This window comes from Streptomyces sp. NPDC026575 (genome assembly GCF_055567415.1).
In genome coordinates this window covers 248,991-272,813 of the sequence record NZ_JBVHQM010000010.1, presented here as the reverse complement: position 1 = coordinate 272,813, position 23,823 = coordinate 248,991, and the positions used below count along the sequence as shown (strand labels likewise).

The 23,823-nt window shown below is 71.2% G+C and carries 22 protein-coding genes and 1 pseudogene; 10 read left to right on the top strand and 13 right to left on the bottom strand.

The window, feature by feature from the left end:
* The first annotated feature begins 19 nt into the window (after window positions 1–19).
* The 3 genes and pseudogenes from ACZ4NB_RS16790 to ACZ4NB_RS16780 form a co-directional block, all read left to right on the top strand.
* Window positions 20–766 (top strand): 3-oxoacyl-ACP reductase family protein, encoded by a 747-nt coding sequence (locus ACZ4NB_RS16790; protein WP_467662132.1) that lies wholly within the window; start codon window positions 20–22, stop codon window positions 764–766.
* Between the two features lie 11 nt (window positions 767–777).
* Window positions 778–1,611, top strand: coding sequence for an SDR family NAD(P)-dependent oxidoreductase (locus tag ACZ4NB_RS16785; RefSeq protein WP_467662130.1), 834 nt, complete (start codon window positions 778–780; stop codon window positions 1,609–1,611).
* Window positions 1,601–2,317, top strand: a pseudogene (locus tag ACZ4NB_RS16780) (thioesterase II family protein); the annotation flags it as partial. The gene ACZ4NB_RS16785 and the pseudogene ACZ4NB_RS16780, both read left to right, overlap by 11 nt.
* A 36-nt stretch (window positions 2,318–2,353) precedes the next feature.
* On the opposite strand, the gene ACZ4NB_RS16775 reads toward ACZ4NB_RS16780, so the two are convergent.
* The 6 genes from ACZ4NB_RS16775 to ACZ4NB_RS16750 form a co-directional block, all read right to left on the bottom strand.
* A complete protein-coding gene (locus tag ACZ4NB_RS16775; RefSeq protein WP_467662128.1) occupies window positions 2,354–3,979 on the bottom strand; it encodes a TraM recognition domain-containing protein in 1,626 nt (541 codons plus the stop codon).
* Window positions 3,976–5,400, bottom strand: coding sequence for an ATP-binding protein (locus tag ACZ4NB_RS16770; protein ID WP_430980391.1), 1,425 nt, complete (start codon window positions 5,398–5,400; stop codon window positions 3,976–3,978). Before ACZ4NB_RS16770 ends, ACZ4NB_RS16775 begins: the two co-directional genes overlap by 4 nt.
* Window positions 5,401–5,428: 28 nt before the next feature.
* The gene (locus ACZ4NB_RS16765) at window positions 5,429–6,991 is read right to left on the bottom strand and encodes an SCO6880 family protein (protein ID WP_467662126.1); all 1,563 of its coding nucleotides are present in this window, start codon (window positions 6,989–6,991) and stop codon (window positions 5,429–5,431) included.
* A complete protein-coding gene (locus ACZ4NB_RS16760) occupies window positions 6,988–8,286 on the bottom strand; it encodes a hypothetical protein (protein WP_467662124.1) in 1,299 nt (432 codons plus the stop codon). The genes ACZ4NB_RS16765 and ACZ4NB_RS16760 overlap by 4 nt, the downstream gene beginning before the upstream one ends.
* On the bottom strand, window positions 8,276–9,130 hold the full coding sequence (locus ACZ4NB_RS16755) for a DUF8175 domain-containg protein (protein WP_467662122.1): 855 nt from the start codon (window positions 9,128–9,130) through the stop codon (window positions 8,276–8,278). The genes ACZ4NB_RS16760 and ACZ4NB_RS16755 overlap by 11 nt, the downstream gene beginning before the upstream one ends.
* Before the next feature lie 523 nt (window positions 9,131–9,653).
* Window positions 9,654–9,962: a hypothetical protein gene (locus tag ACZ4NB_RS16750; RefSeq protein WP_046930918.1), complete on the bottom strand. Its 309-nt coding sequence runs from the start codon at window positions 9,960–9,962 to the stop codon at window positions 9,654–9,656.
* 388 nt (window positions 9,963–10,350) lie between these two features.
* Here ACZ4NB_RS16750 and ACZ4NB_RS16745 point away from each other — a divergent pair, with 388 nt between their 5' ends.
* Complete coding sequence (locus ACZ4NB_RS16745; protein ID WP_467662120.1) at window positions 10,351–11,349, top strand: C40 family peptidase; 999 nt, start codon at window positions 10,351–10,353, stop codon at window positions 11,347–11,349.
* 206 nt (window positions 11,350–11,555) lie between these two features.
* On the top strand, window positions 11,556–12,269 hold the full coding sequence (locus ACZ4NB_RS16740; protein WP_467662118.1) for a phosphatase PAP2 family protein: 714 nt from the start codon (window positions 11,556–11,558) through the stop codon (window positions 12,267–12,269).
* Between the two features lie 91 nt (window positions 12,270–12,360).
* Here ACZ4NB_RS16740 and ACZ4NB_RS16735 read toward each other — a convergent pair whose 3' ends face one another.
* Both ACZ4NB_RS16735 and ACZ4NB_RS16730 read right to left on the bottom strand, forming a co-directional pair.
* Complete coding sequence (locus tag ACZ4NB_RS16735; RefSeq protein WP_467662116.1) at window positions 12,361–13,992, bottom strand: FAD-binding oxidoreductase; 1,632 nt, start codon at window positions 13,990–13,992, stop codon at window positions 12,361–12,363.
* Window positions 13,993–14,129: 137 nt separating this feature from the next.
* Window positions 14,130–14,306 carry a hypothetical protein gene (locus tag ACZ4NB_RS16730; protein ID WP_467662114.1) on the bottom strand — a complete coding sequence of 59 codons (177 nt, stop codon included), beginning with the start codon at window positions 14,304–14,306 and terminating at the stop codon, window positions 14,130–14,132.
* A 168-nt stretch (window positions 14,307–14,474) separates the two neighbouring features.
* Between ACZ4NB_RS16730 and ACZ4NB_RS16725 the strand changes: the two genes are divergently transcribed.
* Both ACZ4NB_RS16725 and ACZ4NB_RS16720 read left to right on the top strand, forming a co-directional pair.
* The gene (locus ACZ4NB_RS16725) at window positions 14,475–15,344 is read left to right on the top strand and encodes an SCO4651 family lipoprotein (RefSeq protein WP_467662112.1); all 870 of its coding nucleotides are present in this window, start codon (window positions 14,475–14,477) and stop codon (window positions 15,342–15,344) included.
* A gap of 116 nt (window positions 15,345–15,460) precedes the next feature.
* Entirely contained in the window at window positions 15,461–15,649 is a 189-nt protein-coding gene (locus ACZ4NB_RS16720) for a hypothetical protein (protein ID WP_467662110.1), read from the top strand.
* A 25-nt stretch (window positions 15,650–15,674) separates the two neighbouring features.
* On the opposite strand, the gene ACZ4NB_RS16715 is transcribed toward ACZ4NB_RS16720, so the two are convergent.
* Complete coding sequence (locus tag ACZ4NB_RS16715; protein WP_467662108.1) at window positions 15,675–16,091, bottom strand: metal-sensitive transcriptional regulator; 417 nt, start codon at window positions 16,089–16,091, stop codon at window positions 15,675–15,677.
* 194 nt (window positions 16,092–16,285) lie between these two features.
* Here ACZ4NB_RS16715 and ACZ4NB_RS16710 point away from each other — a divergent pair, with 194 nt between their 5' ends.
* Together ACZ4NB_RS16710 and ACZ4NB_RS16705 are read left to right on the top strand one after the other, a co-directional pair.
* Window positions 16,286–16,906 (top strand): DUF47 domain-containing protein, encoded by a 621-nt coding sequence (locus tag ACZ4NB_RS16710; protein ID WP_030069756.1) that lies wholly within the window; start codon window positions 16,286–16,288, stop codon window positions 16,904–16,906.
* Window positions 16,907–16,915: 9 nt separating this feature from the next.
* Complete coding sequence (locus ACZ4NB_RS16705; RefSeq protein ID WP_467662106.1) at window positions 16,916–17,914, top strand: inorganic phosphate transporter; 999 nt, start codon at window positions 16,916–16,918, stop codon at window positions 17,912–17,914.
* 138 nt (window positions 17,915–18,052) lie between these two features.
* On the opposite strand, the gene pstB is transcribed toward ACZ4NB_RS16705, so the two are convergent.
* The 4 genes from pstB to pstS form a co-directional block, all read right to left on the bottom strand.
* Window positions 18,053–18,829, bottom strand: coding sequence for a phosphate ABC transporter ATP-binding protein PstB (gene pstB / locus ACZ4NB_RS16700; RefSeq protein ID WP_467662104.1), 777 nt, complete (start codon window positions 18,827–18,829; stop codon window positions 18,053–18,055).
* Window positions 18,830–18,901: 72 nt separating this feature from the next.
* Entirely contained in the window at window positions 18,902–19,975 is a 1,074-nt protein-coding gene (pstA, locus tag ACZ4NB_RS16695) for a phosphate ABC transporter permease PstA (RefSeq protein WP_467662102.1), read from the bottom strand.
* Entirely contained in the window at window positions 19,972–20,967 is a 996-nt protein-coding gene (gene pstC / locus ACZ4NB_RS16690; protein WP_467662101.1) for a phosphate ABC transporter permease subunit PstC, read from the bottom strand. The genes pstA and pstC overlap by 4 nt, the downstream gene beginning before the upstream one ends.
* Window positions 20,968–21,100: 133 nt before the next feature.
* On the bottom strand, window positions 21,101–22,219 hold the full coding sequence (pstS, locus tag ACZ4NB_RS16685; protein ID WP_467662099.1) for a phosphate ABC transporter substrate-binding protein PstS: 1,119 nt from the start codon (window positions 22,217–22,219) through the stop codon (window positions 21,101–21,103).
* Window positions 22,220–22,655: 436 nt separating this feature from the next.
* Between pstS and ACZ4NB_RS16680 the strand changes: the two genes are divergently transcribed.
* Window positions 22,656–23,735: a C40 family peptidase gene (locus ACZ4NB_RS16680; protein ID WP_467662097.1), complete on the top strand. Its 1,080-nt coding sequence runs from the start codon at window positions 22,656–22,658 to the stop codon at window positions 23,733–23,735.
* Window positions 23,736–23,823: the final 88 nt, after the last annotated feature.

Here is a 23,823-nt window from a genome sequence, read left to right as displayed (position 1 = left end):
GCCGACGCGAGAGGACAGCATGGAATTCGAAGGCCAGGTGGCGCTGGTGACCGGCGGCAGCCGGGGCATCGGCCGCGCGATCGCCCTGAAGCTGGCGGCGGCCGGCTGCGATATCGCGCTCAACTACCGCAGCGCGACGAGGGAGGCCGAGCAGGTCGCGGAGCGGATCGCCGGACTCGGCCGCCGGGTCGAGCTGTTCCAGGGGGACGTCGGCGATCCCGATGTGCCGCAGTCGGTCGTCACCGGCGTACGCGGCTCCTTCGGGCGGTTGGACGTACTCGTCAACAACGCCGGGATCACCCGCGACGAACTGCTGGTCAACCACAGCCTGAAGGACATCGAGGAGGTGCTGGCCACGAACCTCCTCGCCCCGATGCTCATCGTGCAGGCGGCGGCGCCGCTGATGCTGCGCCGCCGCTACGGGCGGATCGTCAACATCTCCTCGTCCGCGGCCTCCAAGCCCGGCCGCGGCCAGTCCAACTACGCGGCGGCCAAGGGCGGGCTGGAGGCGTTCACCAAGGCGATGGCCGTGGAGCTCGCCTCCCGCGGGATCCTGGTCAACGCCGTCGCCCCCGGCGTGATCAACACCGAGATGACCGACACCATCCGCAGCCACGGCGAGGACGAGATCATGCGCCGGCTGCTGGTGAAGAGCTACGCCGAACCCGAGACGATCGCCGATGCCGTGGCGTACCTCGCGAGCCCCCGCAACACGTACACCACGGGCGAGGTACTGCACGTCGACGGCGGACTGAAGATGGCGTGAGGGAGCCGAAGATGAGCGATGAGAGCGAAGGCGGCGTGAGCGGGGGCGACGGGCGCACCGAACGGCCGCGGCCGGGGGAACTGGCGGGCCGGACGGCCGTGGTCACCGGCGCCGCCCAGGGCATCGGCCGGGAGGTGGCCCTGGTGCTGGCCGAGTCCGGCGCGGCCCGCCTGATCCTCCTCGACCGGGACGCCGGCGGACTGCAGACGGTCGTCAAGGAGGTCCGCGCGCTGGGCGCGGCCGCCGTGGCCGTCGAGGCCGACCTGCGCGAGCGGGCGGCGCTGCGCACCCGGCTGCGCGCCGAACTGCGGGCCGCCGGGCGGCTCGACATCCTCGTCAACAACGCCGGGGTGGCCGACGAGAACGGGCCCGACGACGAGACCACCTGGCTGCGGGTGCTCGACATCAATCTGCACGGCACCTTCGCGGTCACCGCCACCTGCCTGGAGTACCTCGCCGACCAGGGCCGGATCGTCAATGTGTCCTCGATCCTCGGCAAGGCCGGCAAGATGCGGAACACCGCCTACTGCGCCTCCAAGCACGGCCTGATCGGCTACACCAAGGGCCTCGCCCTCGATCTCGCCGCCCGCGGGATCACCGTCAACGCCGTGCTGCCGGGCTGGGTCGACACCCCCATGCTCCGCCGCGAACTCGCCGCCCAGGCCGACGAGATCGGCGCGGACCCGGTACGGATGCTGCGCCAGGCCCGCAAGGGCGTCCCGCTGCGCCGACTGGTCGAGGCACGGGAGGCCGCCGAGCTCGTCGGCTTCCTGGTGTCCGACCGGGCGGCCGCGATCACGGCGCAGAGCCTGACCGTCGACGGGGGCTTCACCCGTGGCATGTAGCCCGTGGCTGCGCCGACTGGCGCCGGGGACGCCCGGCGCCGCCCGCGTGGTGTGCTTCCCGCACGCGGGCGGCGGCGCGGGCGCCTACCGTCCGCTGGCCCGGGCCCTGGCCGCCGGGGACGGCGCCCGCCCCGAGGTGCTGGCGGTGCGGTACCCGGGCCGCCACGACCGCGTCGCGGAGGAGCGGATCGAGGACCTCGCGGCGCTGGCGGCCGGGGCGTACCGGGCGCTGGCGCCGCTCGCCCGCCGCCCGCTGACCCTGCTGGGGCACAGCATGGGCGCCCTGGTGGGGTACGAGGTGACCCGGTTGCTGGAGGACGCCGGGCAGGGCCCGGACCACCTGGTCGTCTCCAGTGCCTGCGCCCCGTCCCGGGTGCGCGGCGGCACCGTCCATCTCCTCGACGACGCCGGCCTCGTCGAGGAGATCCGCCGGACGCAGGGCACCGACCCCCGGCTGCTGGAGCACTCGGAGCTGCTGGCCATGGCCCTGCCCGTGGTGCGCGGCGACTACAAGGCCGTGGAGACCTACCGGCACCGTCCCGGCCCGCCGCTGCGGGTGCCGGTCACCGCGCTGGTCGGCGACGCCGATCCGCTGGTCACCGTCGGGGAGGCGGCCGCCTGGCGCGGGCACACCGCCGGGGACTTCCGGCTGCGGATCTTCCCCGGCGGCGACCACTTCGCGCTGCGCGCGCACTGGCCGGAGGTGGCGGAGCGGTTGACCGAGCCGGCGCGGCCGGCGGGGTCACGCCGGCAGTGGGCGATGCGGCCAGCGGGCCCGGGCCTGCTCCTGGGAGCGCATCGTCGCCAGGGTCAGCAGGCCGCGGGTACGGCCCGTTTCCAGCAGGTCGGGGAGCGCGGGCAGCGGGGCGAGCGCCGCGATGTCGTCCAGGACGAGGGTGAGTGGTGGGTCGAGCCGACCGTCAGATGACCGTTCGGCCATGCGGCGGCCGTGCTCGACCACGCTGGAGAGGAGTGCGGTGAGCAGCGGCATCGCACCCGGGTCGGTACGCGGATCCTCGATGGGTTCGCCTACCACGTACAGCGTTCCCCCCTCATCGATGAATGATTCGAGAATGACCGAATCCGCTCGAAGTGGATTGCACACATCCCGGATGTGGAGGGAGGACAGGGCGCTCAGCGCCCGGCCGACCACCTCCGTCGCCAGCTCCCGGCGTTCGGCGTGCGCGGTGAGCACCGACTCCAGCTCGCCGGCCTGGCCGCCGGACGCCTTCGGGCTGGTGCGCAGGATGCGGACCGGCTCCTGGGCGCTGCCCGCGGCATGGGCCCAGCGGTGCAGCTGGCGGAACGGGCGGCCGTCGACCGCGGCGGCGTGCAGCCAGCAGCGCAGCAGGGTCTGGGCGGCGTCCGCGACCGCCGAGTCCAGCGCGCCGGACGGCCGTACGGGGGCGAGCAGCGCGGCGGCCCGGGCGGCGGCGGTGGCCAGGTCGTCGCAGCCGGACGTGGGCGACCAGCGCAGCCGGGCCGGGGTGTCGAGGCGGTGCGTCGGATCGTAGGTCAGCAGCGGGCCGAGCTTGGCGCGGGCGTCCTTGGTCTCGGACCACAGCGCGGGATCGGTGGTGGCGACGATCAGGGGGCCCGGGGCGGCGGTGGCGGTGGCGACGGCCGCGGCCAGGGCCGCGGCCCGGCCGGAGGTGGCGAACTGGACGCGGGGGAGGGTGGGTTCGGCGAGCCGGTCGGCGGCGGCCGGGGAGCCGGTGCGCTGCTCGGGGACCGGACCCGCGGCGGCGTGGCCGACGGGGGCGGCGGGGACGGCCGGGACCGCGGGGGCGTCCTCGGCGGGCGCGTCCTCCATGGGCACGGACGGGGCGGCGGGGACGGCCGCCCGCGCGGCGCGGGCCGCCGCCAGGGCCTCGCGGTCCTCCCGCTCCTGGCGCGTGAGGTCCGGTGTCGGCCGCCCGGACTCCCCGGCCGTGCGCGCGGCCGCGGCCTCCCGGGCCTTCGTCCGCCGCGCGGCCCGTACGGCGCGGTAGCGGGTGACGGTCCCCATCGTGAAGACGACCAGGACCAGCAGCACCATCAGTTCGCCGATGAGGATGCCCCAGAACAGGCCGTAACCGGACAGCTGGCCCTTGGGGGCGGCGGGCCAGGCGGCGGCCATGTCGTGCGGGGCGGAGACCAGATGGCGCAGGGCGATCGGCGTTCCGGGGTAGGTGACGCCGTCGGGCCAGGCGCCGTGCGCGAACAGGCCGGCCAGACCGGTCGCCGTCCACACCAGCACCGTCAGGCCCAGCAGGAAGGCCAGTAACCCGACCAGCAGGGAGTCCGGGATGCCGCGGCCCCGGCCGCCGTGCGGATCGCGGTAGCCGCCGCGGCCGCCGCCTCGTTCGTCGTCGTATCCGCGCCTCACGCCACCGTCTCGCTCGACTCGTCTCTCCACCGGCGCTCCATCGCCATCGCCTCCGCGCGCGCCTCGGCCTCGGCGTCCGCCGCCGCTTCCAGGGCGCGCGCCTCGTCCGTCGGCATCGCGGACGCCTCGGTCATCGCCCGGTCGGTGAAGACCAGCGGGCGTTCGGCCTCGGTGATCAGGTGCTTGACGACCTGGACGTTGCCGTTGACGTCCCAGACCGCGATGCCCGGGGTGAGGGTCGGGATGATCTCCACCGCCCAGCGCGGCAGGCCCAGCACCCGTCCGGTGGCCCGCGCCTCGTCCGCCTTCTGGGCGTAGATGGTCCGGGTCGAGGCCATCTTCAAGATCGCCGCGGCCTCCCGCGCGGCCGCCCCGTCCACCACGTCGGACAGATGGTGGACGACCGCGACGAACGACAGGCCCAGCCGGCGCCCGAACTTCAGCAGCCGCTGGAACAGCTGCGCCACGAAGGGGGAGTTGATGATGTGCCAGGCCTCCTCGACCAGGAAGATGCGTTTCTTCCGGTCGGGCCGGATCCAGGTGTGCTCCAGCCACACCCCCACGATCGCCATCAGGATCGGCATCGCGATGGAGTTGCGGTCGATGTGCGAGAGGTCGAAGACGATCAGCGGCGCGTCCAGGTCGATGCCCGCCGTCGTCGGCCCGTCGAACATCCCGCGCAGGTCGCCGTCGACGAGCCGGTCGAGGACCAGCGCCACGTCCAGGCCCCAGGCCCGCACGTCGTCTATGTCGACGTTCATCGCCTCGGCGGACTCCGCCTCCGGGTGCCGCAGCTGCTCGACGATGTCGGTCAGGACGGGCTGCCGGTCGGTGATGGTCTCGTTGACGTAGACGTGCGCGACCTTGAGGGCGAAGCCGGAGCGCTCGTCGAGTCCGTGGCCCATCGCGACCTCGATGATCGTGCGCAGCAGGGCCAGCTGGCCGGTGGTGGTGATCGACGGGTCGAGCGGGTTGAGGCGGATCCCGCCGTTGAGCGCGGCCGTCGGGTCCAGGCGGATCGGGGTGATGCCCAGTTCCTCGGCGATGAGGTTCCACTCGCCGACGCCGTCCTCGCCCTGCGCGTCCAGGACCACGACCTGCCGGTCGCGGAACCTCAACTGCCGCAGGACGTAGGTCTTCTCCAGTGCCGACTTGCCGTTGCCGGACTCGCCGAGCACCAGCCAGTGCGGCGCCGGCAGCTGCTGCCCGTACAGCCGGAACGGGTCGTAGATGTACCCCTTGCCGCTGTAGACCTCACGGCCGATGATCACGCCGGAGTCGCCGAGACCGGGGGCCGCGGTCGGCAGATACACCGCCTGGGCCTGGCCGGTGGAGGTGCGTACGGGCAGCCGGGTCGTCTCCACCTTCCCGAACAGGAAGCTGGTGAACGCGTCGGTGAGCGCTCCGAGTGGATCGTGCAGGGCCATGACGTACGCGCCTCCCAGCGGCTTAGCGGCGGATCCCGGTCGCGAACGGCAGGGTGTTGACGAACGCCCGGTGGTGCTCGCGGTCGCACCACTCCAGCTTGAGGTAGGACTTGCCGGCCGAGGCGCGGATGGTGCGCTTGTCGCGGGCGAGCGCCTCGGGCGAGCGGGAGGAGACCGTGATGTAGCCGACGAGGTTGACGCCGGCCGCGCCGGACGCGAGGTCCTCACCGCGCTGGTCCACCCGGCCGTGGTGCGCCACGTCGCGCGGGTCGACCACCCGGTTCATCTTCGCCGCCCGGCTGGCCTCGGCGTCGTCGTTGGTCTTCTCCGTCAGCATCCGCTCGATGGCGACCTCGGTGGGCTCCAGGTCCATGCAGACCGCGACCGTCCGGATCACATCGGGGGTGTGCACCAGCAGCGGCGCGAGGAAGTTGACGCCCACCGGGGTCAGCGGCCACTCCTTGACCCAGGCCGTGGCATGGCACCACGGCGCCCGCGTCGTCGACTCCCGCGTCTTGGCCTGCAGATACGTCGGCTCCATCGCATCGAGCTCGGCCGGCCAGGCGTTGCGCCGGCTCATCGCCTGGATGTGGTCGATGGGGTGGTCCGGGTCGTACATCGAGTGCACCAGGGACGCGAGCCGGGCCTGGCCGAGGGGCTGGCGCACACGGATGTCGGCCTCCGCGAGCCGGGCGCAGATGTCGGTCAGCTCACGGGCCATCACCACCGCGAGCCCGGCGTCCCGGTCGAGCTTGCGGCGCAGCAGCCCGCCCTGGTGCATCCGGGCCGCACGGGCCATCGTGTGCGCCTCGGCGGCCAGTTCGCGGGTGTAGTGCATACAGGCGACGAGGTAGGCGCGGTGCTGCTCGGAGGAGGTGGAGACCATCGACTGGAGCTGGTCGTAGGAGTCCTGCAGCCAGCGCGGGGAGTCCCTGTCGCCGCGCTGGGCGACGTCCTTGGCGTGTGCGTCGGGGTCGGCCGGGAGCGTACGCGCCAGCATCTGCAGCCGGGTGACGAAGCCGTCCCCGTTGGCGACGTGCTTGAGCAGCGTCCCGAACCGGTCGACGAGGGCCTCCTGGTCCTCGCTGTCGCGCAGTCCGACGCCCGGTCCCTCGATCTCGATGGCCGCCGTCACCGTCTTGCGGTCGGCGTGCAGCAGGACGGCGATCTCGTCCGGGCCGAACGGCGCGGACAGCCAGTTGATCCGCCCGATCCCGGGCGGCGGGCCGATCTCGACCTCCCGGCCGTCCAGCCGTACGCCCGCCTCGGCGGCGCCGGAGCGGTAGACCGCGCCGCCGCGGACCGTACGGCGGAAGCTGCGCCGGATCTCGAACCACTTGTAGAACGTCCGGCCCTTGTACGGGACGTAGACGGCGGCCAGGCCCAGCATCGGGAAGCCCGTGAGCGTCACGATCCGCAGCGGCAGCATCGGCACCAGCAGCCCGCACATCATGCCCAGGAACGCGCCCGCGATGATCAGCGCGATCTCGCCGGTCTCGCGGTTCTTGCCGACGATGGCGTTGGGCCGGGCGCGGCCGATCAGATATGTGCGACGCGGCGCGATCGGGTGGGACTGCGTGCTCAACGCCCATCACCTCCTGCTGTCTTGCCGGTGCGGGCGTCGCTGCCGGTCCTGGGGTTCGTACGGGGAGCGGGGGCGGCGGGGGACGTGCCGCCGCCGGAGCGGGAGCCGTGGGCCGCGACGCCGCCGGAGACCGCGTCGGCCGGCCGGGACTGGCCGCCCTGCGCCTGGCCGCCGCCCTCCCCGCCGGAGCTGCGGGAGCTGTGCGTCTTGATGCCCTGGGACACCAGCGCGGCCGGCGAGCTGAGGACGGCCGCCGCGGCGTTCTCCGCGCCCCGGCTCATCCGGTTGTTCCGCGACGCCGCGATCTCGTCGCCGAAACCGGGCACGAAGCGGTAGATCACGGCGCTGGCGAAGATGGCCAGCAGGATGATCGCGAGCCCGGAGACCACCGCGGAGATGGCGTTCGGCCCCTTGTCGGACGACAGCGCCCCGGCGATGCCCAGGACGATCACGATGACCGGTTTCACCATGATCACCGCGATCATGATGCCCGCCCAGCGGCGTACGTGCCCCCACATGTTCTTGTCGACCAGCCCGGCGTAGACCACCGTCCCCAGCAGCGCCCCGACGTACAGCAGCGCCGCCCGGATCACCAGCTCCAGCCAGAGCACACCGGCGGCCAGCACGGAGACCAGCGACACCACGATCAGCATGATCGGGCCGCCGCCGATGTCGGTGCCCTTCGTGAGCGCCTGCGAGAACGACCCGAAGAAGGTGTCGGTCTGCGCCCCCGTCCCCTTCGCGATGATCTCGGTGACGCCGTCCGTCGCCGAGACGACCGTATAGAGGATCAGCGGGGTGAAGGCGGAGGCCAGCACCGTCAGCCAGAGGAACCCGATCGCCTCGCTGATCGCCTCCGTCAGCCGCACCCCGCGCACCGCCCGCTTGGCGACGGCCAGCAGCCACAGCACGAGCGTGAGCACGGTGGAGGCGGCGAAGACGACGGCGTACTGCCGCAGGAACGCCGCGTTGGTGAAGTCCACCTGAGAGGTGGCGTTCACGGCATCGGACAACTTGTCGACAATCCACGCGGCGGCCTTGGCACAGCCTTTGGCGAGGGATTCGAGGGGGTCGAGGGGGTTGTTGTCGAGGGGGCTGCTGGGGGCCTTGGGGGCGGTGCCGCTGTCGCCTGACTGGCAGTAGTCCTTGGCGCGGCCGGGGACCAGGTCGCAGACGCCCGGCGACGGCTTGGGCGAGGGCGCGGCCAGGGCACGGGTGGCCAGCAGAACAGCCGTGGTCTGCACGGACGCCAGCGCAGCGGTGATGGTGAGGGCACGCCTCGGGTTACCGCGCATATGTGAACCCTCCGTACTGCTCGACTGCCTTCGCGATCTGGTCGGCACCGGACGTCTTGTCGTCGCCGTTGACGGGGGCGGGGCCGTCCTGCTGGGAGAAGCCGTCGACCTTCCAGTCCCCACCGGCCCACGTCAACTGGAGCCGCATGGTGAACCAGTCGCTCGTCACCGGGGTGGTCGACTTCGTGCCGGCCGTGCCGAAGAGTCCCGTGCACCACACTTCGAGGTCCGCGGTGTCGCCCTGGAGCTTGACGAGCTTGGTGCCGACGGGAACGGTGCGCGAGACATAGGTCATGCCCGGGGCCGCGTTGCCCTTGGCGTCGAGACCCAGCTTCTTGAGGAAGGCCGTCGAGTAGGCGGCGTCGAGCTTGCTCTGCATGTCGTCGACCTTGGCGGGGGCGAAGACCTGCTGGACGATCGCGTGACGTTCACCGGGCTTGAGGATGTTGGCGGAGACCAACGCGACCGCGTAGTTCGCCGCCGCCGACTGTGCCCCCTGTTCCGTCTTCGCGAACCCCGAGGCGATCTGGCCGTTCTTGCCCGTGACCGGCTTGGTGCCGGTGGGGGCGGTGGGCCGGGCGGCGCCGGGGCCGGGGTCCTTGGGGGAGTCGCCGCCGGACTCGCTGTTGCCGCTTCCGTCGCGGTTGGCGAAGGCGATGGCCGCGAGCAGCAGGACGATCACGCCGACGATCGTGACGAGGTTGCGGCTGGACATACCGGCCCGCGTCCGGCGCCCCGAGCCGTACAGGTCGCCGTCGCCGCCGGGGAGTCTGGTCCGTGTCTGGCCCGTCTCGGGGCCGCGGTGGCCTTCGCCGCCGTAGCCGCCGTCGTCACTGAGACTCATCGCGCCTGTGCCCCCTCTGCCGCCGCCGTGCGTGCTGTTGTCGTGCCGCCCTCATATGACCGTAGCCGCGCGGGCGGCGGCTCGGGCGCAGTGGTACGAGTACATCTCACCGTGACGGGTCCTCAGATGCGGTGCGGCGGAGGCGAATGGGGGACATGGGGGGGAATCCGTGCTGTTTGTGATCATTGCCTGCTCCGCGTGCGCCATCGCCCTCCGGAGCCGGTCGGCCCCGGGTTCACCTGTCCCCGTGCGGTGGGTCGCCCAATCGGTCCGCTGGTGGGCGCGGGTGGCGCGGGCGCACGGCGGTCCGGGGTGAGGGGGCGTCAGCATGGGGCCTCGGCAGGGTGGGGGCGGCCGGTGGAGGCGAGTGGGGCACGGGACGGCGGAGAGATGTCGGGCGGGGGCGCACGGAAGGCGGCACGGGGACGGGCGCGTGCCCAGGGTGCGCGGGCGGTGCGGCGGCGGCGGTGGCGGCCGCCGCGCGGTACGGCGGCGGCGCGCCGGACGCCGCGCCGCGGCCGGGCTAGACCGCCATGCCGTAGACGATCGTGAACAGTGTCCCGAGGGAGCCGATGATGAAGACGCCGGTCAGGCCGGCCACGATCAGGCCCTTGCCCTGCTCGGCGCTGAAGGTGTCGCGCAGCGCCGTGGCGCCGATGCGCTGTTTGGCGGCGCCCCAGATCGCGATGCCGAGGCACAGCAGGATCGCCACCGCCATGACCACTTCGACCATCACGCGCGCCTCGTTGCCCAGGCTGCCGAACGGGCCCCAGTCCGGGGCGATTCCGCCGATGATGGTGGTGATGTCGCCCTTTTCGGCCGCAAGGAACATGTGTGACATGTGCGCCATGTGTGAACTCACCGCCCTTTATGGGTAGTTGGTTGCCCTCGCCCGCGCCGGTTCGGAACGGGTCGGCTTCTATCTTCGCTGACGAAGACGCCGTCAGAAGTCGACTTGGCGCCTTTCTTTGGCGGATCCGATGCGAGTGACGTGTGCGGGTGGGCGCACGTCCTCCATTGAACCGGCTGGTCTCACCGTGTGTATCACGGGCGGTAACCCTGAGCAATGATCATCGGGCCGGGGGTGCGGACCGATCCGGGCGGATGCCGTGCGGCGCCGCACCCGGCCGGAGCGCCGCTGCGCCCCCCGTGTGACGCAACGCGCACCGTGCGGCCGGAAAAAGGCAGTGAACCGCCGCTGAATGGGGGAGGGTTGTGGGGTGCGGAAATTCTGGGTGGCCGGCGGGCTCGGGGCAGGGCTGGTGTTCTGCCTGCTCGGGCTGCTCGTGATCGGTACGTACACGGCGGCGGCCGGGCTGGTCGGCGGCCGGGCGGTCGGGCTGGCCAAGGGCGCGGTGCCGGCCGCGTACCAGTCGCTGGTGCAGAAGTGGGGCACGCTGTGCCCGGCGATAAGCCCCGCGCTGCTGGCGGCGCAGCTCTATCAGGAGAGCGGCTGGAACCCCAAGGCGCAGAGCCCGGCGGCCGCGCAGGGGATGGCGCAGTTCATCCCCGGCACGTGGCAGACGCACGGCATCGACGGCAACGGCGACGGCAAGCGGGACGTGTGGGATCCGGAGGACGCGATCCCGTCGGCCGCGTCGTACGACTGCGAGCTGGCCCGTTACGTCGACCGCGCGCCGGGCGACGACACCCACAACATGCTCGCCGCGTACAACGCGGGGGCGTATCGGGTGATCCAGTACAACGGGGTCCCGCCGTACCGCGAGACACAGAACTATGTGAAGACGATCACGACGCTGGCCAAGAGCTTCGAGGCGCCGGTTGGGCCGGTGGCGCCGTCGCGGCAGGCCGCGGGCGCCATCTACTTCGCGCAGGACCGGCTCGGCACGCGCTATCTGTGGGGCGGGACCGGTACGGCCGCGCAGGGCGGCCGGTTCGACTGCTCGGGGCTCACCCAGGCCGCCTACGACTCGGTGGGCATCAAGCTGCCGCGGGTGGCGAACGACCAGTGGAACGCCGGTCCGCACCCCAAGCGCGACGAGCTGCTCCCGGGGGACCTGGTGTTCTTCGCCTACGACCTGCACGATCCGCGGTCGATCCACCACGTGGGGATCTATGTGGGCGGCGGGTACATGATCAACGCGCCCTACACTGGTGCGGTGATCCGCTTCGACAAGATCGATACGCCGGACTACATCGGTGCGACCCGTGTCACCTCGGATGGCGCAAAAGCGCTCCCTCGTGCCAACGCTGCGTAAACATAAGGCCCTGAACTGCAGCGATGAGTCAAGCTTCGATAACGTCCTGGTGATCTTCCGGTGGAGAGTGGAACGACCGGGGCGGGCATGGCGTTTCCTTTGCGTGGGGACGTAAGCGCGCTCGAAGCAGCACACGCTCGACGACCACGGGGGCCGGCAGCAACACGAAGGCGCTCGCGCGCGCGAAAGATAAGGGGCCGCGTCAGATGGCTGGACTCGCACTGGAGGGGCCGAACCCCGACGTCGACGTGCTCGACGGCATCAACGGCCTCGCGAAGGACGCCCCCCACTGGGTCAACAAGGCCATGGAGTTCATCGGCGAGTACGGCATCATCGCCGCCCTCGCGGTGCTGTGCCTGGTCGCCTGGTGGTCCGCGCGCCGCCGGCCCGGCGCGCCCTCCGCGGTCGCGGGCCTGGTGTGGGCGCCGCTGGCCGCCGGTCTCGCGCTGCTGGCCAACATCCCGATCCGGGAGTTCGTCGAGCGGCCGCGGCCCTTCAAGGACCACGCCGGCCTGGAAGTGCTCATCCCCGGCAAGAGCGACTTCTCCTTCGTCAGCGACCACGCGACCCTCACGATGGCGGTCGGCGTCGGCCTGTTCGTCGCCCACCGCAAGTACGGCCTGATCGGTATCGCGCTGGCGCTCGCCGAGGGCTTCTGCCGCGTCTACATGGGCGTGCACTACCCGACCGACGTGGTCGGCGGCTTCGCGCTGGGCACGGCCGTCGCGCTGCTGCTCGCGCCGCTCGCCCAGGCGCTGCTGGTGCCGCTGACGACGGCCGTCGCCCGCTCCCCGCTGGCGTGGCTGGTGCGGGCGCCGGGCGCCGAGGCGGACGGGGACGTCGAGGGCAGCCGGGTGGTGGCCGCGGGATCGGCGCTGCCCAGCGGGCACAAGGAGCGGGACAAGGATCTGGCGGCCTGAGTGCCGCGAAGGAGCACGACGAGCCTGGCGGATAGGGACGGCCCGGACCCCTCACGGGGCCGGGCCGTCCGTATGTCCGCCGGCGGACGTCTCAGAGCGCCTGTGCGAAGGTGCTGAACAGCCGCTGCGGGTCGTAGGTCCGCTTGACCCGGTCCAGGCGCCCGGCGGCGGCGCCGTAGTAGGCGGACTTCCAGTCCGTCAGCCCGGGGTCGGTGTAGTTCTGGTACGCGGCGCCCGACGCATGGCGGCGCATCGCGTCATGGAACGAATTGAGCCACGCTGTGCGCGTACCGGGCGACCCTCCCCCAGGGCCTGAACGGCCCTGGGAGGTGCCCCCTTCCGGCCAGGACGTCAAGTACTGGGCGAGGAACCGCGATCCGCGGTGCACGAACGCGGTGTCGGTGCGGCCGACGCGGTTGATCGCACCGCCCAGCGCCGTCAGCGCCACATTGCCGCCGACGCCCTTGCGGCCGCCGCTCTCGATCTGGTCCATCAGGGTGCGGATACCGGCCGCGGACAGCGAGCGGTCGAAGAAGTGCGAGCGCGCCGCGTAGGTCTCGCGGCCGAGCCGGCCGGCGCCGGTCTGGCCGGGCAGCGAACCCGGCGTATGGCACTGCGCGGTGGACTTCGACGAGCAGCCCGCGTACGCCTCCATCGCGTCCAGATAGCCGATCGGGGTGAGGCGGACGGTGGCGGCGGGGCCGGGGCCGCCCGGCTGGTCGGCGAGCTTGTCGAGGGCGTTCTTCAGCTCGCCGTAGCCGCCCAGGGAGAAGGCCGCGACGGAGACCGCCGGGGTGCCCCCGGGCCGGGTGTCGAGGTGGCAGGCGGACCAGATCTCGTCGGCCTGCACCGGGCCCCACTTCTGCCAGGAGGCCACGACCTTCGCCGCCTTGGCCCACGGCCAGGTCAGATACGCCATCACCGCGCGCGGCGCCGGATGCGTACGGAAGCGGAGCTCGGTGACCACGCCGAAGTTGCCGTTGCCGGCGCCGCGCAGCGCCCAGAACAGGTCCGCGTGCCGGTCCTTGTCGCACGAGACGGTCTTGCCGTCGGCCGTGACGAGGGTCGCGCCGACCAGGCTGTCGCAGGTCAGACCGTAGGCGCGGGAGACCACGCCGTGTCCGCCGCCGAGGGTGAGGCCGGATATCCCGACGGTGGGGCACGAGCCCCCGGGTATGGTCACGCCGTGCGCCGCCAGCCCCTGGTAGACGTCGATGAGCTTGGCTCCGGCGCCGATGCGGGTGATCCCGCCGGAGGGCGCGCCGACCTTGGACAGCGCGGAGACGTCCACGATGAGCCGGCCGTTGCCGCTGGAGTAGCCCGCGTAGGAGTGGCCGCCGCTGCGGATGGCGACCGGGGTGCCGTGGCGCCGGGCGAAGGCGAGGCATTCGGCGATGTCCGAGGGGTGCTTGACGTAGGCGATGGCCGACGGCTTGAGCGTGTCGTAACGGGTGTTGTAGAGGCGCCGGGCGCTCGCGTAGGCGGCGTCGGCGGCCTGTATCAGCCGCCCGTCCAGGCTCTTGCCGAGCGCGGTCCAGGAGGCCGGGGTGGCGCGGCCGGCGGCGGCCGCCGTCTGGGTCCGCGCGCCACCGGCGGCGGCGCCGTTGGCCGAGGTGGAGGACGTCGCGGCCGCCGCGCCGGTCTTGTCGTCGCAACCGGTGGCCCAGGCGACCGAGGTCGCCGCCAGTCCGGTGCCGGCCTGCAGGAGTGTGCGCCGCTTCACTGGGATGAATCCCCCTCGATGTCTGCGGCCCGCCCCGGCGGCCGATGGCGGCCGGTGGTCGCGGGGCTGCCGCGCCGTTGCTTCCCTCCATTAGGCAGATGCCGTAAGGGCGTTGGGGGTTCCCGGAACGGACGGAGTCATTCCATAGGGGGCAGCGGGCCGGACGCCCCGGCCTGGGACAGATGCCGCTGCGCGTCCGTACGCGCCTGGGAGCGGGCACGGCGGGCCGGCCCGTGCCAGCCGCAGGTGCAGCGGGCCGTGCAGAAGGAGCCTCGCTCGGTGGTGGAGGTCTCGTGGTGGGCTGGGTCGGGCACCCGTCCACGCTACGCGCCCCACCCGCCCTTGCGTGACGAGCCCCCTCAACGGTCGTTGAACGGGTCGGTCGGCGGAACGTCAGAGGTGGCGTGGGCGGAACGTCCGACCCTCCCGAGCGGACCGGCCGGACCGGTCCCGAAGACGGCGGCCGAGGGGGCTCGTACGCGATGGTGGTGCAGGACAGGCGAGGCGGGGCGGCCGCCGTGGCCGTGGCGTGCGGGACGGGTCTGGCGGTCGGGCTGCTGGCGACGGGCTGCTCCTCCGAGGGCGCCGCGGCCGACGACCGGCCACCGCCCGGCCGGGCCGCCCGCGACGAGGCCGCCGTCCGCGCCAGCGCCGACGCCCTGCTCCGGGCCCGCTCCGCCGCGGTCCGCACGGCCATGGAGACGGTCAGCGGCGGCACCCGCGTCGCCATCCGCGGCACCGGCGGCTACGACTTCACCACCAGCAGCGGCCAGCTGCGCGTCGTCCTGCCCGACCCCGCGGGCCGGCCCGGCGAGGGCCGCCAGCCGATCACGGAGATCCTCGCGCCGGGCGCGCTGTTCATGAAGAACCGCGGGGCGGGGGTGCCCGCCGACAAATGGGTGCGGGTGGACACCGGCACGCTGACCGACGGGAACCTGGTCACCGGCGGTGCCACCGATCCGCTGGCCGCCGCGGAACTGCTGCGGGGCGCGCGGGACGTGACGTACCGGGGCCGGGAGCGGCTGGGGGGCGTCGTGGTGCGGCACTACCGCGGCACGACGGACATCGGGGCGGCCGCGCGGGCGGCCTCGCCGCGCACCAGGCCGGCGCTGGTCGCCGCGGAGAAAGGGTTCACCACCGACGCGGTGCCGTTCGACGCGTATCTGGACGAGGCCGGCCGGCTGCGCAAGGTGCGCCAGCGGTTCCGGTTCGCCAACGGCGCGCCCCAGGGGGCCTCGGTGACCTCCACGACGGAGCTGACCGGTTTCGGCGGCCGGGTCGCCGTCCGGCTGCCCGACCGGCGCGACATCTACGCCGGGAAGATCGCGTCCGCCGCCCCCCGGGGCACGTGACGAGGGCGGTTGCCCCGTGGCGGAAATGGTCCATCCGTGCCATGGGCCAAGCGGGCGGCCGTCCTTACGCTGGGCGGTAACCACTCAGAGGCGTGGGAAGGCGCTCGAAGGAGGAGGTGTCGTACGTGGCCGGACACCGCCGTACGACGGTTCAGGACCACGTAGCCCTCGTCGAGATCGACCTGACCGGTGAGTTGATGATCGCGGCCGCGGCGTCGAGCGAGGAGCGGCTCAGCCCGGACCGTATCGACGAGGTACTGGACGTGGACGGGGACGGCCGCGAACCGCCGGGCGAGCCGGCGTGAAGGGGCGATGAGCCCCCGGCCGCCGTCAGGTGCGCAGCATCCGCTCGATGGCCTTGGTCGCCTCCTGGACCTTGGCGTCGATGGCCTCGGGGCCCTTGACGGCGGCGTCGGCGACGCAGTGCCGCAGGTGCTCCTCCAGGAGCTGGAGCCCGAAGGACTGCAGGCCCTTCGTGCTCGCCGAGACCTGCGTGAGTATGTCGATGCAGTAGACATCCTCTTCGAGCATCCGCTGCAGTCCGCGGATCTGCCCCTCGATGCGGCGCAGTCGCTTGATGTGCGCGTCCTTCTGCTGTGCGTAGCCGTGGACGCCGGCCGGCGGGGAGGTCTCTGCGGTATCGGTCACGGTCCGGGGTGCGCCGTGGGGGTCGGAATCCGGCTTCGGGGCGGGTCGGGTCGCGGCGGCTGCGGCGCGGCCGTTGGCGTCGGCGTCCGTGGTCGTCATGGCCGTCTCCCGTGGTATCTAGGCGATCTATATACCCCTGGTGGGTATATGGTACCGAACTTTGCGGGCACCTGCGGTACCCCGTGCAGAGCATGCTGCCCGATGGGCGACACTGAGGGAATGCCGGTTAGCAGTGGCTGGATGATGCGCCTAGCATCAACCCGACCGAATCCCATGCACCCCGAGGATTTCACGTGCGCTTTCGTCTGACCCCCAGGGAGACGAGCTTCTACGACATGTTCGCCGCCTCCGCGGACAACATCGTCACGGGCTCCAAGCTCCTGATGGAACTGCTCGGGGCGGACGCCTCCGCGCGGACCGAGATCGCCGAACGGATGCGGGCGGCGGAGCACGCGGGAGATGACGCGACGCACGCGATCTTCCACCAGCTGAACTCCTCGTTCATCACGCCGTTCGACCGCGAGGACATCTACAACCTCGCCTCGTCGCTCGACGACATCATGGACTTCATGGAGGAGGCCGTCGATCTGGTCGTCCTCTACAAGGTCGAGGAGCTGCCCAAGGGCATCGAGCAGCAGATCGAGGTGCTGGCGCGGGCGGCGGAGCTGACCGCCGAGGCGATGCCGAACCTGCGCACGATGTCGAACCTCACCGAGTACTGGATCGAGGTCAACCGTCTGGAGAACCAGGCCGACCAGATCCACCGCAAGCTGCTGGCGCACCTCTTCAACGGCAAGTACGACGCCATCGAGGTCCTCAAGCTCAAGCAGATCGTGGACATCCTGGAAGAGGCCGCGGACGCGTTCGAGCACGTCGCCAACACCGTCGAGACCATCGCGGTCAAGGAGTCCTGAGCCCCGGCCATGGACACCTTCGCGCTCGTCGTGACCATTGCGGTCGCGCTCGGATTCACCTATACCAACGGCTTCCACGACTCGGCGAACGCCATCGCGACCTCGGTCTCGACGCGGGCGCTGACGCCCCGTGCCGCGCTGGCGATGGCCGCCGTGATGAACCTCGCCGGTGCCTTCCTCGGCAGCGGCGTCGCCAAGACGGTCAGTGAGGGACTGATCTCCACTCCCCACGGCAGCAAGGGGATGGGCATCCTCTTCGCCGCGCTGATCGGCGCGGTGGTCTGGAACCTCGTCACCTGGTACTTCGGCCTGCCGTCGTCGTCCTCGCACGCCCTGTTCGGCGGCATGGTCGGCGCGGCGCTCGCGGGCGGTACCGAGGTGATCTGGACCGGGGTGATCGAGAAGGTCGTCCTGCCGATGTTCATCTCGCCCGTCATCGGCCTGGTGGTCGGCTATCTGGTGATGGTCGTCATCCTGTGGATGTTCCGGAAGGCCAACCCGCACAAGGCCAAGCGGGGCTTCCGCATAGCCCAGACGGTCTCGGCCGCGGGCATGGCCCTCGGCCACGGTCTGCAGGACGCCCAGAAGACCATGGGCGTCGTGGTGATGGCCCTGGTCATCGCCGACGTCGAGGACGCCAACGCGGCCATCCCGGTCTGGGTCAAGCTGGCCTGCGCCGTCACCCTCTCGCTCGGTACGTACGCGGGCGGCTGGCGGATCATGCGGACGCTCGGCCGCCGGATCATCGAGCTGGACCCGCCGCAGGGCTTCGCCGCGGAGACCACGGCCGCCTCGGTCATGTACACCGCGTCGTTCATGTTCCACGCGCCGATCTCCACGACCCATGTCATCACCTCCGCGATCATGGGTGTGGGCTCGACCAAGGGCTCGCGCGCGGTGCGCTGGGGCGTCGCCAAGAACATCGTGATGGGCTGGTTCATCACCATGCCCGCGGCCGCGCTGGTCGCCGCGATGGCGTACTGGCTGGTCCAGCTGGCGTTCGGCTGATCTGCCCGGCGCCACGGCGCCGGACGAAAAGCAGTGGGCCCGCCCCCCCCCCGGGAAGGAGGGGCGGGCCCTTCGTCTTGCGGTGGCACCGCCATGCAGCACCGCAGGACGCTCAGGGGGGCGTCGGCCGGGCAGGGCCTAGCCGAAGCGGCCGGAGATGTAGTCCTCCGTGGCCTGGACCGAGGGGTTGGAGAAGATCCGCTCGGTCTCGTCGATCTCGATCAGTTTGCCGGGCTGCCCGACGGCCGCGAGGTTGAAGAACGCCGTACGGTCCGAGACGCGGGCCGCCTGCTGCATGTTGTGCGTCACGATGACGATCGTGAAGCGCTCCTTCAGCTCGCCGATCAGGTCCTCGATGGCGAGGGTGGAGATCGGGTCGAGGGCCGAGCACGGCTCGTCCATCAGCAGCACCTGCGGCTCGACGGCTATCGCGCGGGCGATGCACAGCCGCTGCTGCTGGCCGCCGGACAGGCCCGAGCCGGGCTTGTTCAGGCGGTCCTTGACCTCGTTCCAGAGGTTGGCGCCCTTGAGGGACTTCTCGACGATGTCGGTCAGCTCGCTCTTCTTGTACGAGCCGTTCAGCCGCAGGCCGGCCGCCACGTTGTCGAAGATCGACATCGTGGGGAACGGGTTGGGGCGCTGGAAGACCATGCCGACGGTGCGGCGGACGGCGACCGGGTCGACCCCGGGGCCGTAGAGGTTCTCGTCGTCCAGCAGCACCTTGCCCTCGACGCGGCCGCCGGGGGTGACCTCGTGCATGCGGTTCAGGGTGCGCAGGAAGGTGGACTTGCCGCAGCCGGAGGGGCCGATGAAGGCCGTCACGGAGCGCGGCTCGACCGTCATCGAGATGTCGTCGATGGCCTTGTGGCTGCCGTAGAACGCGGAGAGGCCGCTGACGTCGATTCGCTTGGCCATGGGATCACTGCTTCTTTCGGTGCTTCAGAGGGTCGCTGGTCGGCCCCGCTCGAAGGAGCGGAGAGTGTCGCGTTAGCGACCGGTCTTGGGGGCCTTCCAGCGGGCGATGCCGCGGGCCACCAGGTTGAGGATCATGACGAAGGCGATGAGGACCAGTGCCGCCGCCCAGGCGCGGTCGTAGGAGGCCTCGGAACCCTGCTGCCACTGCTGGAAAACGTAGAGCGGAAGCGACTGCTGGGCATCTTCGAAGGGGTTGCCGTTGATCGTCTTCGCGCCCCACACCAGGAGCAGCACGGGCGCGGTCTCGCCGGCGATACGGGCGATGGCGAGCATCACGCCGGTGGTGATACCGCCGATCGACGTCGGCAGCACGACCTTGAGGATGGTGCGCCACTTGGGCACGCCCAGCGCCAGGGACGCCTCGCGCAGCTCGTTCGGGACGAGCTTGAGCATCTCCTCGGTGGAGCGGACCACGACCGGCATCATCAGGATCGCCAGGGCCATCGCGCCGGCGAAGCCGGACGGTCCGAAGCCGAGGATCAGGATCCACACCGACAGGATGAACAGGCCGGCCACGATCGAGGGGATGCCGGTCATCACGTCGACGAAGAAGGTGACGGCCTTGGCGAGCCGGCCGCGGCCGTACTCGACGAGGTAGATCGCGGTGAGCAGGCCGATCGGCGCGGCGATCAGGGTGGCCAGGCCGACCTGCTCCAGGGTGCCGATGATCGCGTGGTAGATACCGCCGCCGGGCATCGCGTCGGGCAGGGTGCCCATCGAGTGCGACAGGAAGTAGCCGTCCAGGACCTTGATGCCGCGGGCGACGGTCTCCCACAGCAGGGAGGCGAGGGGGACGACGGCGAGCAGGAAGGCGCCCCAGACCAGGCTGGTGGCCAGCCGGTCCTTGGCCTGCCGGGTGCCCTCGACGCCCGCGGCCAGCGCGAAGGTGCCGAAGACGAACAGCAGGGCGGCGATCAGGCCCCACTGGATCGCGCTGTCCAGGCCGGCGGCCAGCCCGATGCCGCAGCCCGCGCCGGCCGCGACCAGTGCGAGGACCGCAGGGGCCCAGCGGGGCAGCCGGGGGTGCTTGAGGGAGAGCGGAGTGCCGCCGTTGGAGACCGCTACGCGGTCGGTGGTGATACTCATGCTGCGGCTCCCGAGTACTCCTTGCGGCGGGCGATGATCAGGCGGGCCGCGCCGTTGACGAGGAGCGTGATCACGAAGAGGACGAGGCCGGAGGCGATCAGGGCGTCCTGGCCGAATTCGTCGGCCTCGCTGAACTTGCTGGCGATGTTCTGGGCGAAGGTGCCGCCGCCCGGGTCCAGCAGGCTGGTGTTGATCAGGAAGCTGGGGGAGAGGACCGTGGCGACGGCCATCGTCTCGCCGAGCGCGCGGCCCAGGCCCAGCATGGAGGCGCTGATGACGCCGGAGCGGCCGAAGGGGAGCACCGACATGCGGATGACCTCCCAGCGGGTGGCGCCGAGCGCCAGCGCGGCCTCCTCGTGCATCCGCGGGACCTGCAGGAAGACCTCGCGGCTGACGCTGGTCACGATCGGCAGGATCATGATCGCGAGCAGGATGCCGACGGTGAACAGCGAGCGGGCCGCGCCGCCGCCGTACTCGAAGATGCCGGTCCAGCCGAGGTAGTCGTCCAGCCAGCCGTAGAAGCCGCCCAGGTGGGGGACGAGGAAGAGCGCGCCCCACAGGCCGTAGATGATGCTGGGCACCGCGGCGAGCAGGTCGATGACGTAGCCGAGCGGCGAGGCCAGCCTGCGCGGGGCGTAGTGCGAGATGAACAGTGCGATGCCGACCGCGACCGGGACCGCGATGAGCATCGCGACGACCGAGCTGACCAGGGTGCCGAAGGCGAGCACCGCGATGCCGAACTTGGGCTCGGTGCCGGTGGCGTTCCAGTCCAGCGTGGTGAAGAAGTTGGCCTTGTCGCCGGAGATGGCGAGCACGGACCGGTAGGTGAGGAAGACCGCGATGGCGGCCATGATCACCAGGAGGGCGATTCCGGAGCCCCGGGAGAGCCCGAGGAAGATCCGGTCGCCGGGACGGACCGCCTTGCCGGACACGGCGGAGCCGTCGGCCCGTGGCGCGGGCGGGTTGTCGGTCATGGAGGAGGATGAGTTCATGGGTTCTCCGGTCTGCGGAGCCCGGTGGGGGCTCCTGGCGCGGCGGTGCACCGGACGGGCGGCGGCCCGAAAGGGGCCCTGGTCTCAGGGCCCCTTCGGCCGTACGGCGGCTGTCGGGCCGCCGCCCGGTAGGTCAGGAGATCTTGGCGACGGTCGCGCGGACCTTGTCGGCGATCTCGGTGGGCAGCGGGGCGTAGCCGAGCTCCTTGAGGGCGGCCTGGCCGTCCTTGCTGGAGACGTAGGTCAGGAAGGACTTGGTGGCCGGCAGGGTCTCGGCCTTGTTGCCCTTGTCGCAGGCGATCTCGTACGTCACCAGGGTGATCGGGTAGGCGCCGTCGGCCTTGGTGGTGTAGTTGAGCTGCAGGGCCAGGTCATCGCCCTTGCCGACCTGCTTGGCCTCGGAGATGGCCTTCGAGGCGTTGTCGACGGTGGCCTCGACCGGCTCCTTGGCGCCGGTGTTCAGCTTGACCGTCGGGATCTTGCTGGAGGTCGCGTAGGACAGCTCGAAGTAGGAGATCGCGCCGCTGGTCTGCTTGACCTGCGAGGAGACGCCGGCCGAGCCGGACGCCGCCTGGCCGCCCTCGCCCTCCCACTTCTTGGCCGGCTCGTGCTTCCAGCCGCCGGCGGCCTTGAGGTACTTGGTGAAGTTGTCGGTGGTGCCCGAGTCGTCGGAGCGGTGGAACGCCTGGATCTTGAGGTCCGGCAGCTTGGCGTCCGGGTTCAGCTTCTGGATCGCCTTGTCGTTCCACTTGGTGATCTCCGAGTTGAAGATCTTCGACAGGGTCGGGGCGTCCAGCACGAGGTTGTCCGCGCCGGGGACGTTGTAGCCGACCGCGATCGGGCCGCCGACCATCGGCAGGTCGATGGCCTGGCCGCCCTTGCAGACCTTCTGGGACTTGGTGACCTCTTCGGGCTTGAGGGCCGAGTCGGAGCCCGCGAAGGCGGTCTGGCCCTGCAGGAAGGTGGTGACACCGGCGCCGGAGCCCGTCGGCTGGTAGTTGATCTCGGTGTCCTTGCAGGCGCCGGAGTAGTTCTGCACCCAGACGTCCATGGCGTTCTTCTGCGCGGAGGAGCCGGAGGCGAGCAGCTTGCCCTTGCCCTCACACTTGATGTTGGAGGACTTGGCGGCGCTGCCGCCACCGTTGCCGCCGGTGGTGTCGTCGGAGCCGCACGCGGTCAGGGCCAGGGCACCGGAGACGGCGAGAGCGCCAACGGCGAGGGCGCGAACCCGGTTCTTGCGCTGAAGCTTCACAGTCGGGAATTCCTTCCTGGGGCGCGCCGCTTCTCCGGCGTGCGAGGTGGTGTGCGTGGTGTGTGGTGTCCGCCGTGGGGTGCGGTGTCAGCTAGCCGTGCCGCGCCTGCCGATCAGGCATGACGCGCACTCGGTACGGCCGAAATTAGGCAGATCAGGTGAAGCAGCCGATGGGCGCGAGTGAACGCAAGGTGAACCTCGGCCATCAGATGGGTGCGGGGGAGGAAGTGTTCGCCCACTCGTACTAAAGGGCACGTCGCTCTGTTGAATTACTGGTGGGTATGGCAGCATCCGCGCCGGAGGACCACGCGAATCGGTGCGGAACGACCGGAGGTGGCTGGTGGGACGCCAGGGGGTAAAGCGGGGCGTTCAGGATGTGCGGGAACCAGGGGGCGAACAGGGCGCACGCTGGGCAGGCCGGCGGGGCGGCCGGCTGGTGGCGTGTACGGCCGTCGTCCTGTGCGTGACGGGGCTGCTCGGCGCCGCGGCCCAGACCGCGTACGCCGACGACCCCAAACCCGACGCTACGACCGGGGCCGACGCGCGGCACCTCGACGAGGTGCGCCGGAAGATCGACGACCTCTACCGCAAGGCCGAGCGGGCCACCGACGCCTACAACGCGGCCAAGGAGCAGGTCGAGCTCCAGCAGAAGGAGATCGTCAGGCTGGCCCGCAGCATCGACGGCACCCAGCGCAAGCTGGCGGCCCTCAAGCGGCAGGCGGGCGCGCTGGCCAGCGCCCAGTACCGCGGGGGCGGGCTGCCCGCCGAGGCGAAGCTGATGCTCAACACCGACCCCGAGGGCTTTCTCGACAATGTCACCCTGGCCCGCAAGGGACAGCTCGCCGCCAAGCGCGTGATCGGTGAACTCACCCGCCTCGAAGGCGACTTGAAGAAGTATTCGGACTCCGCCACCGATCGCTGGGAGCAGCTGGAGGCGAACCGCAAGAAGAAGGAAAGCGCCCAGCGGGACATCAAGAAAAAGATCGACGCGGCAAAGAAGCTGGAATCCAGGCTGGCCGCCAAGGAAAAGGACTGGCTGCGGAAACTGGAGGACGAGTGGGCCTTCAAGGAGCAGCAGAAGTGGCTTGACTCGGGTGTTCTCGACGACATCGGCAACAAGGCGTCCGCCTCGGGCAAGAAGGCGATTTCGTACGCCACCGCGCAGATCGGCAAGGATTATGTGTGGGGCGCGGAGGGGCCGGACACCTTCGACTGCTCCGGGCTGACCCTGCGGGCCTGGGAGCGCGGCGGCCGGACGATTCCGCGGACCTCGCAGGAGCAGTGGCGGCAGCTGCCGCGCGTCGCACTGCGGGACATGCGCCCCGGCGACTTGATCATTTACTTCTCGGACGCCAGCCATGTGGGGATGTATCTCGGGGACGGCGCTATCGTGCACGCACCGCGCCCCGGCCGCCAGGTGACGATCACCGGTGCCGGGTCGATGCCGATCCTCGGGGTGGTCCGTCCCGATCGTGACGGCGGACACCATGACGGGGATCGCGACCGCGATAAATGACCGGAATGTTTCCTCTCTGAGGGTTGTCGCGGTGTAGCTGAATGCACTCAAGCGGGGTGATATTCGTCATTCCGTATTCCGGCTGCCG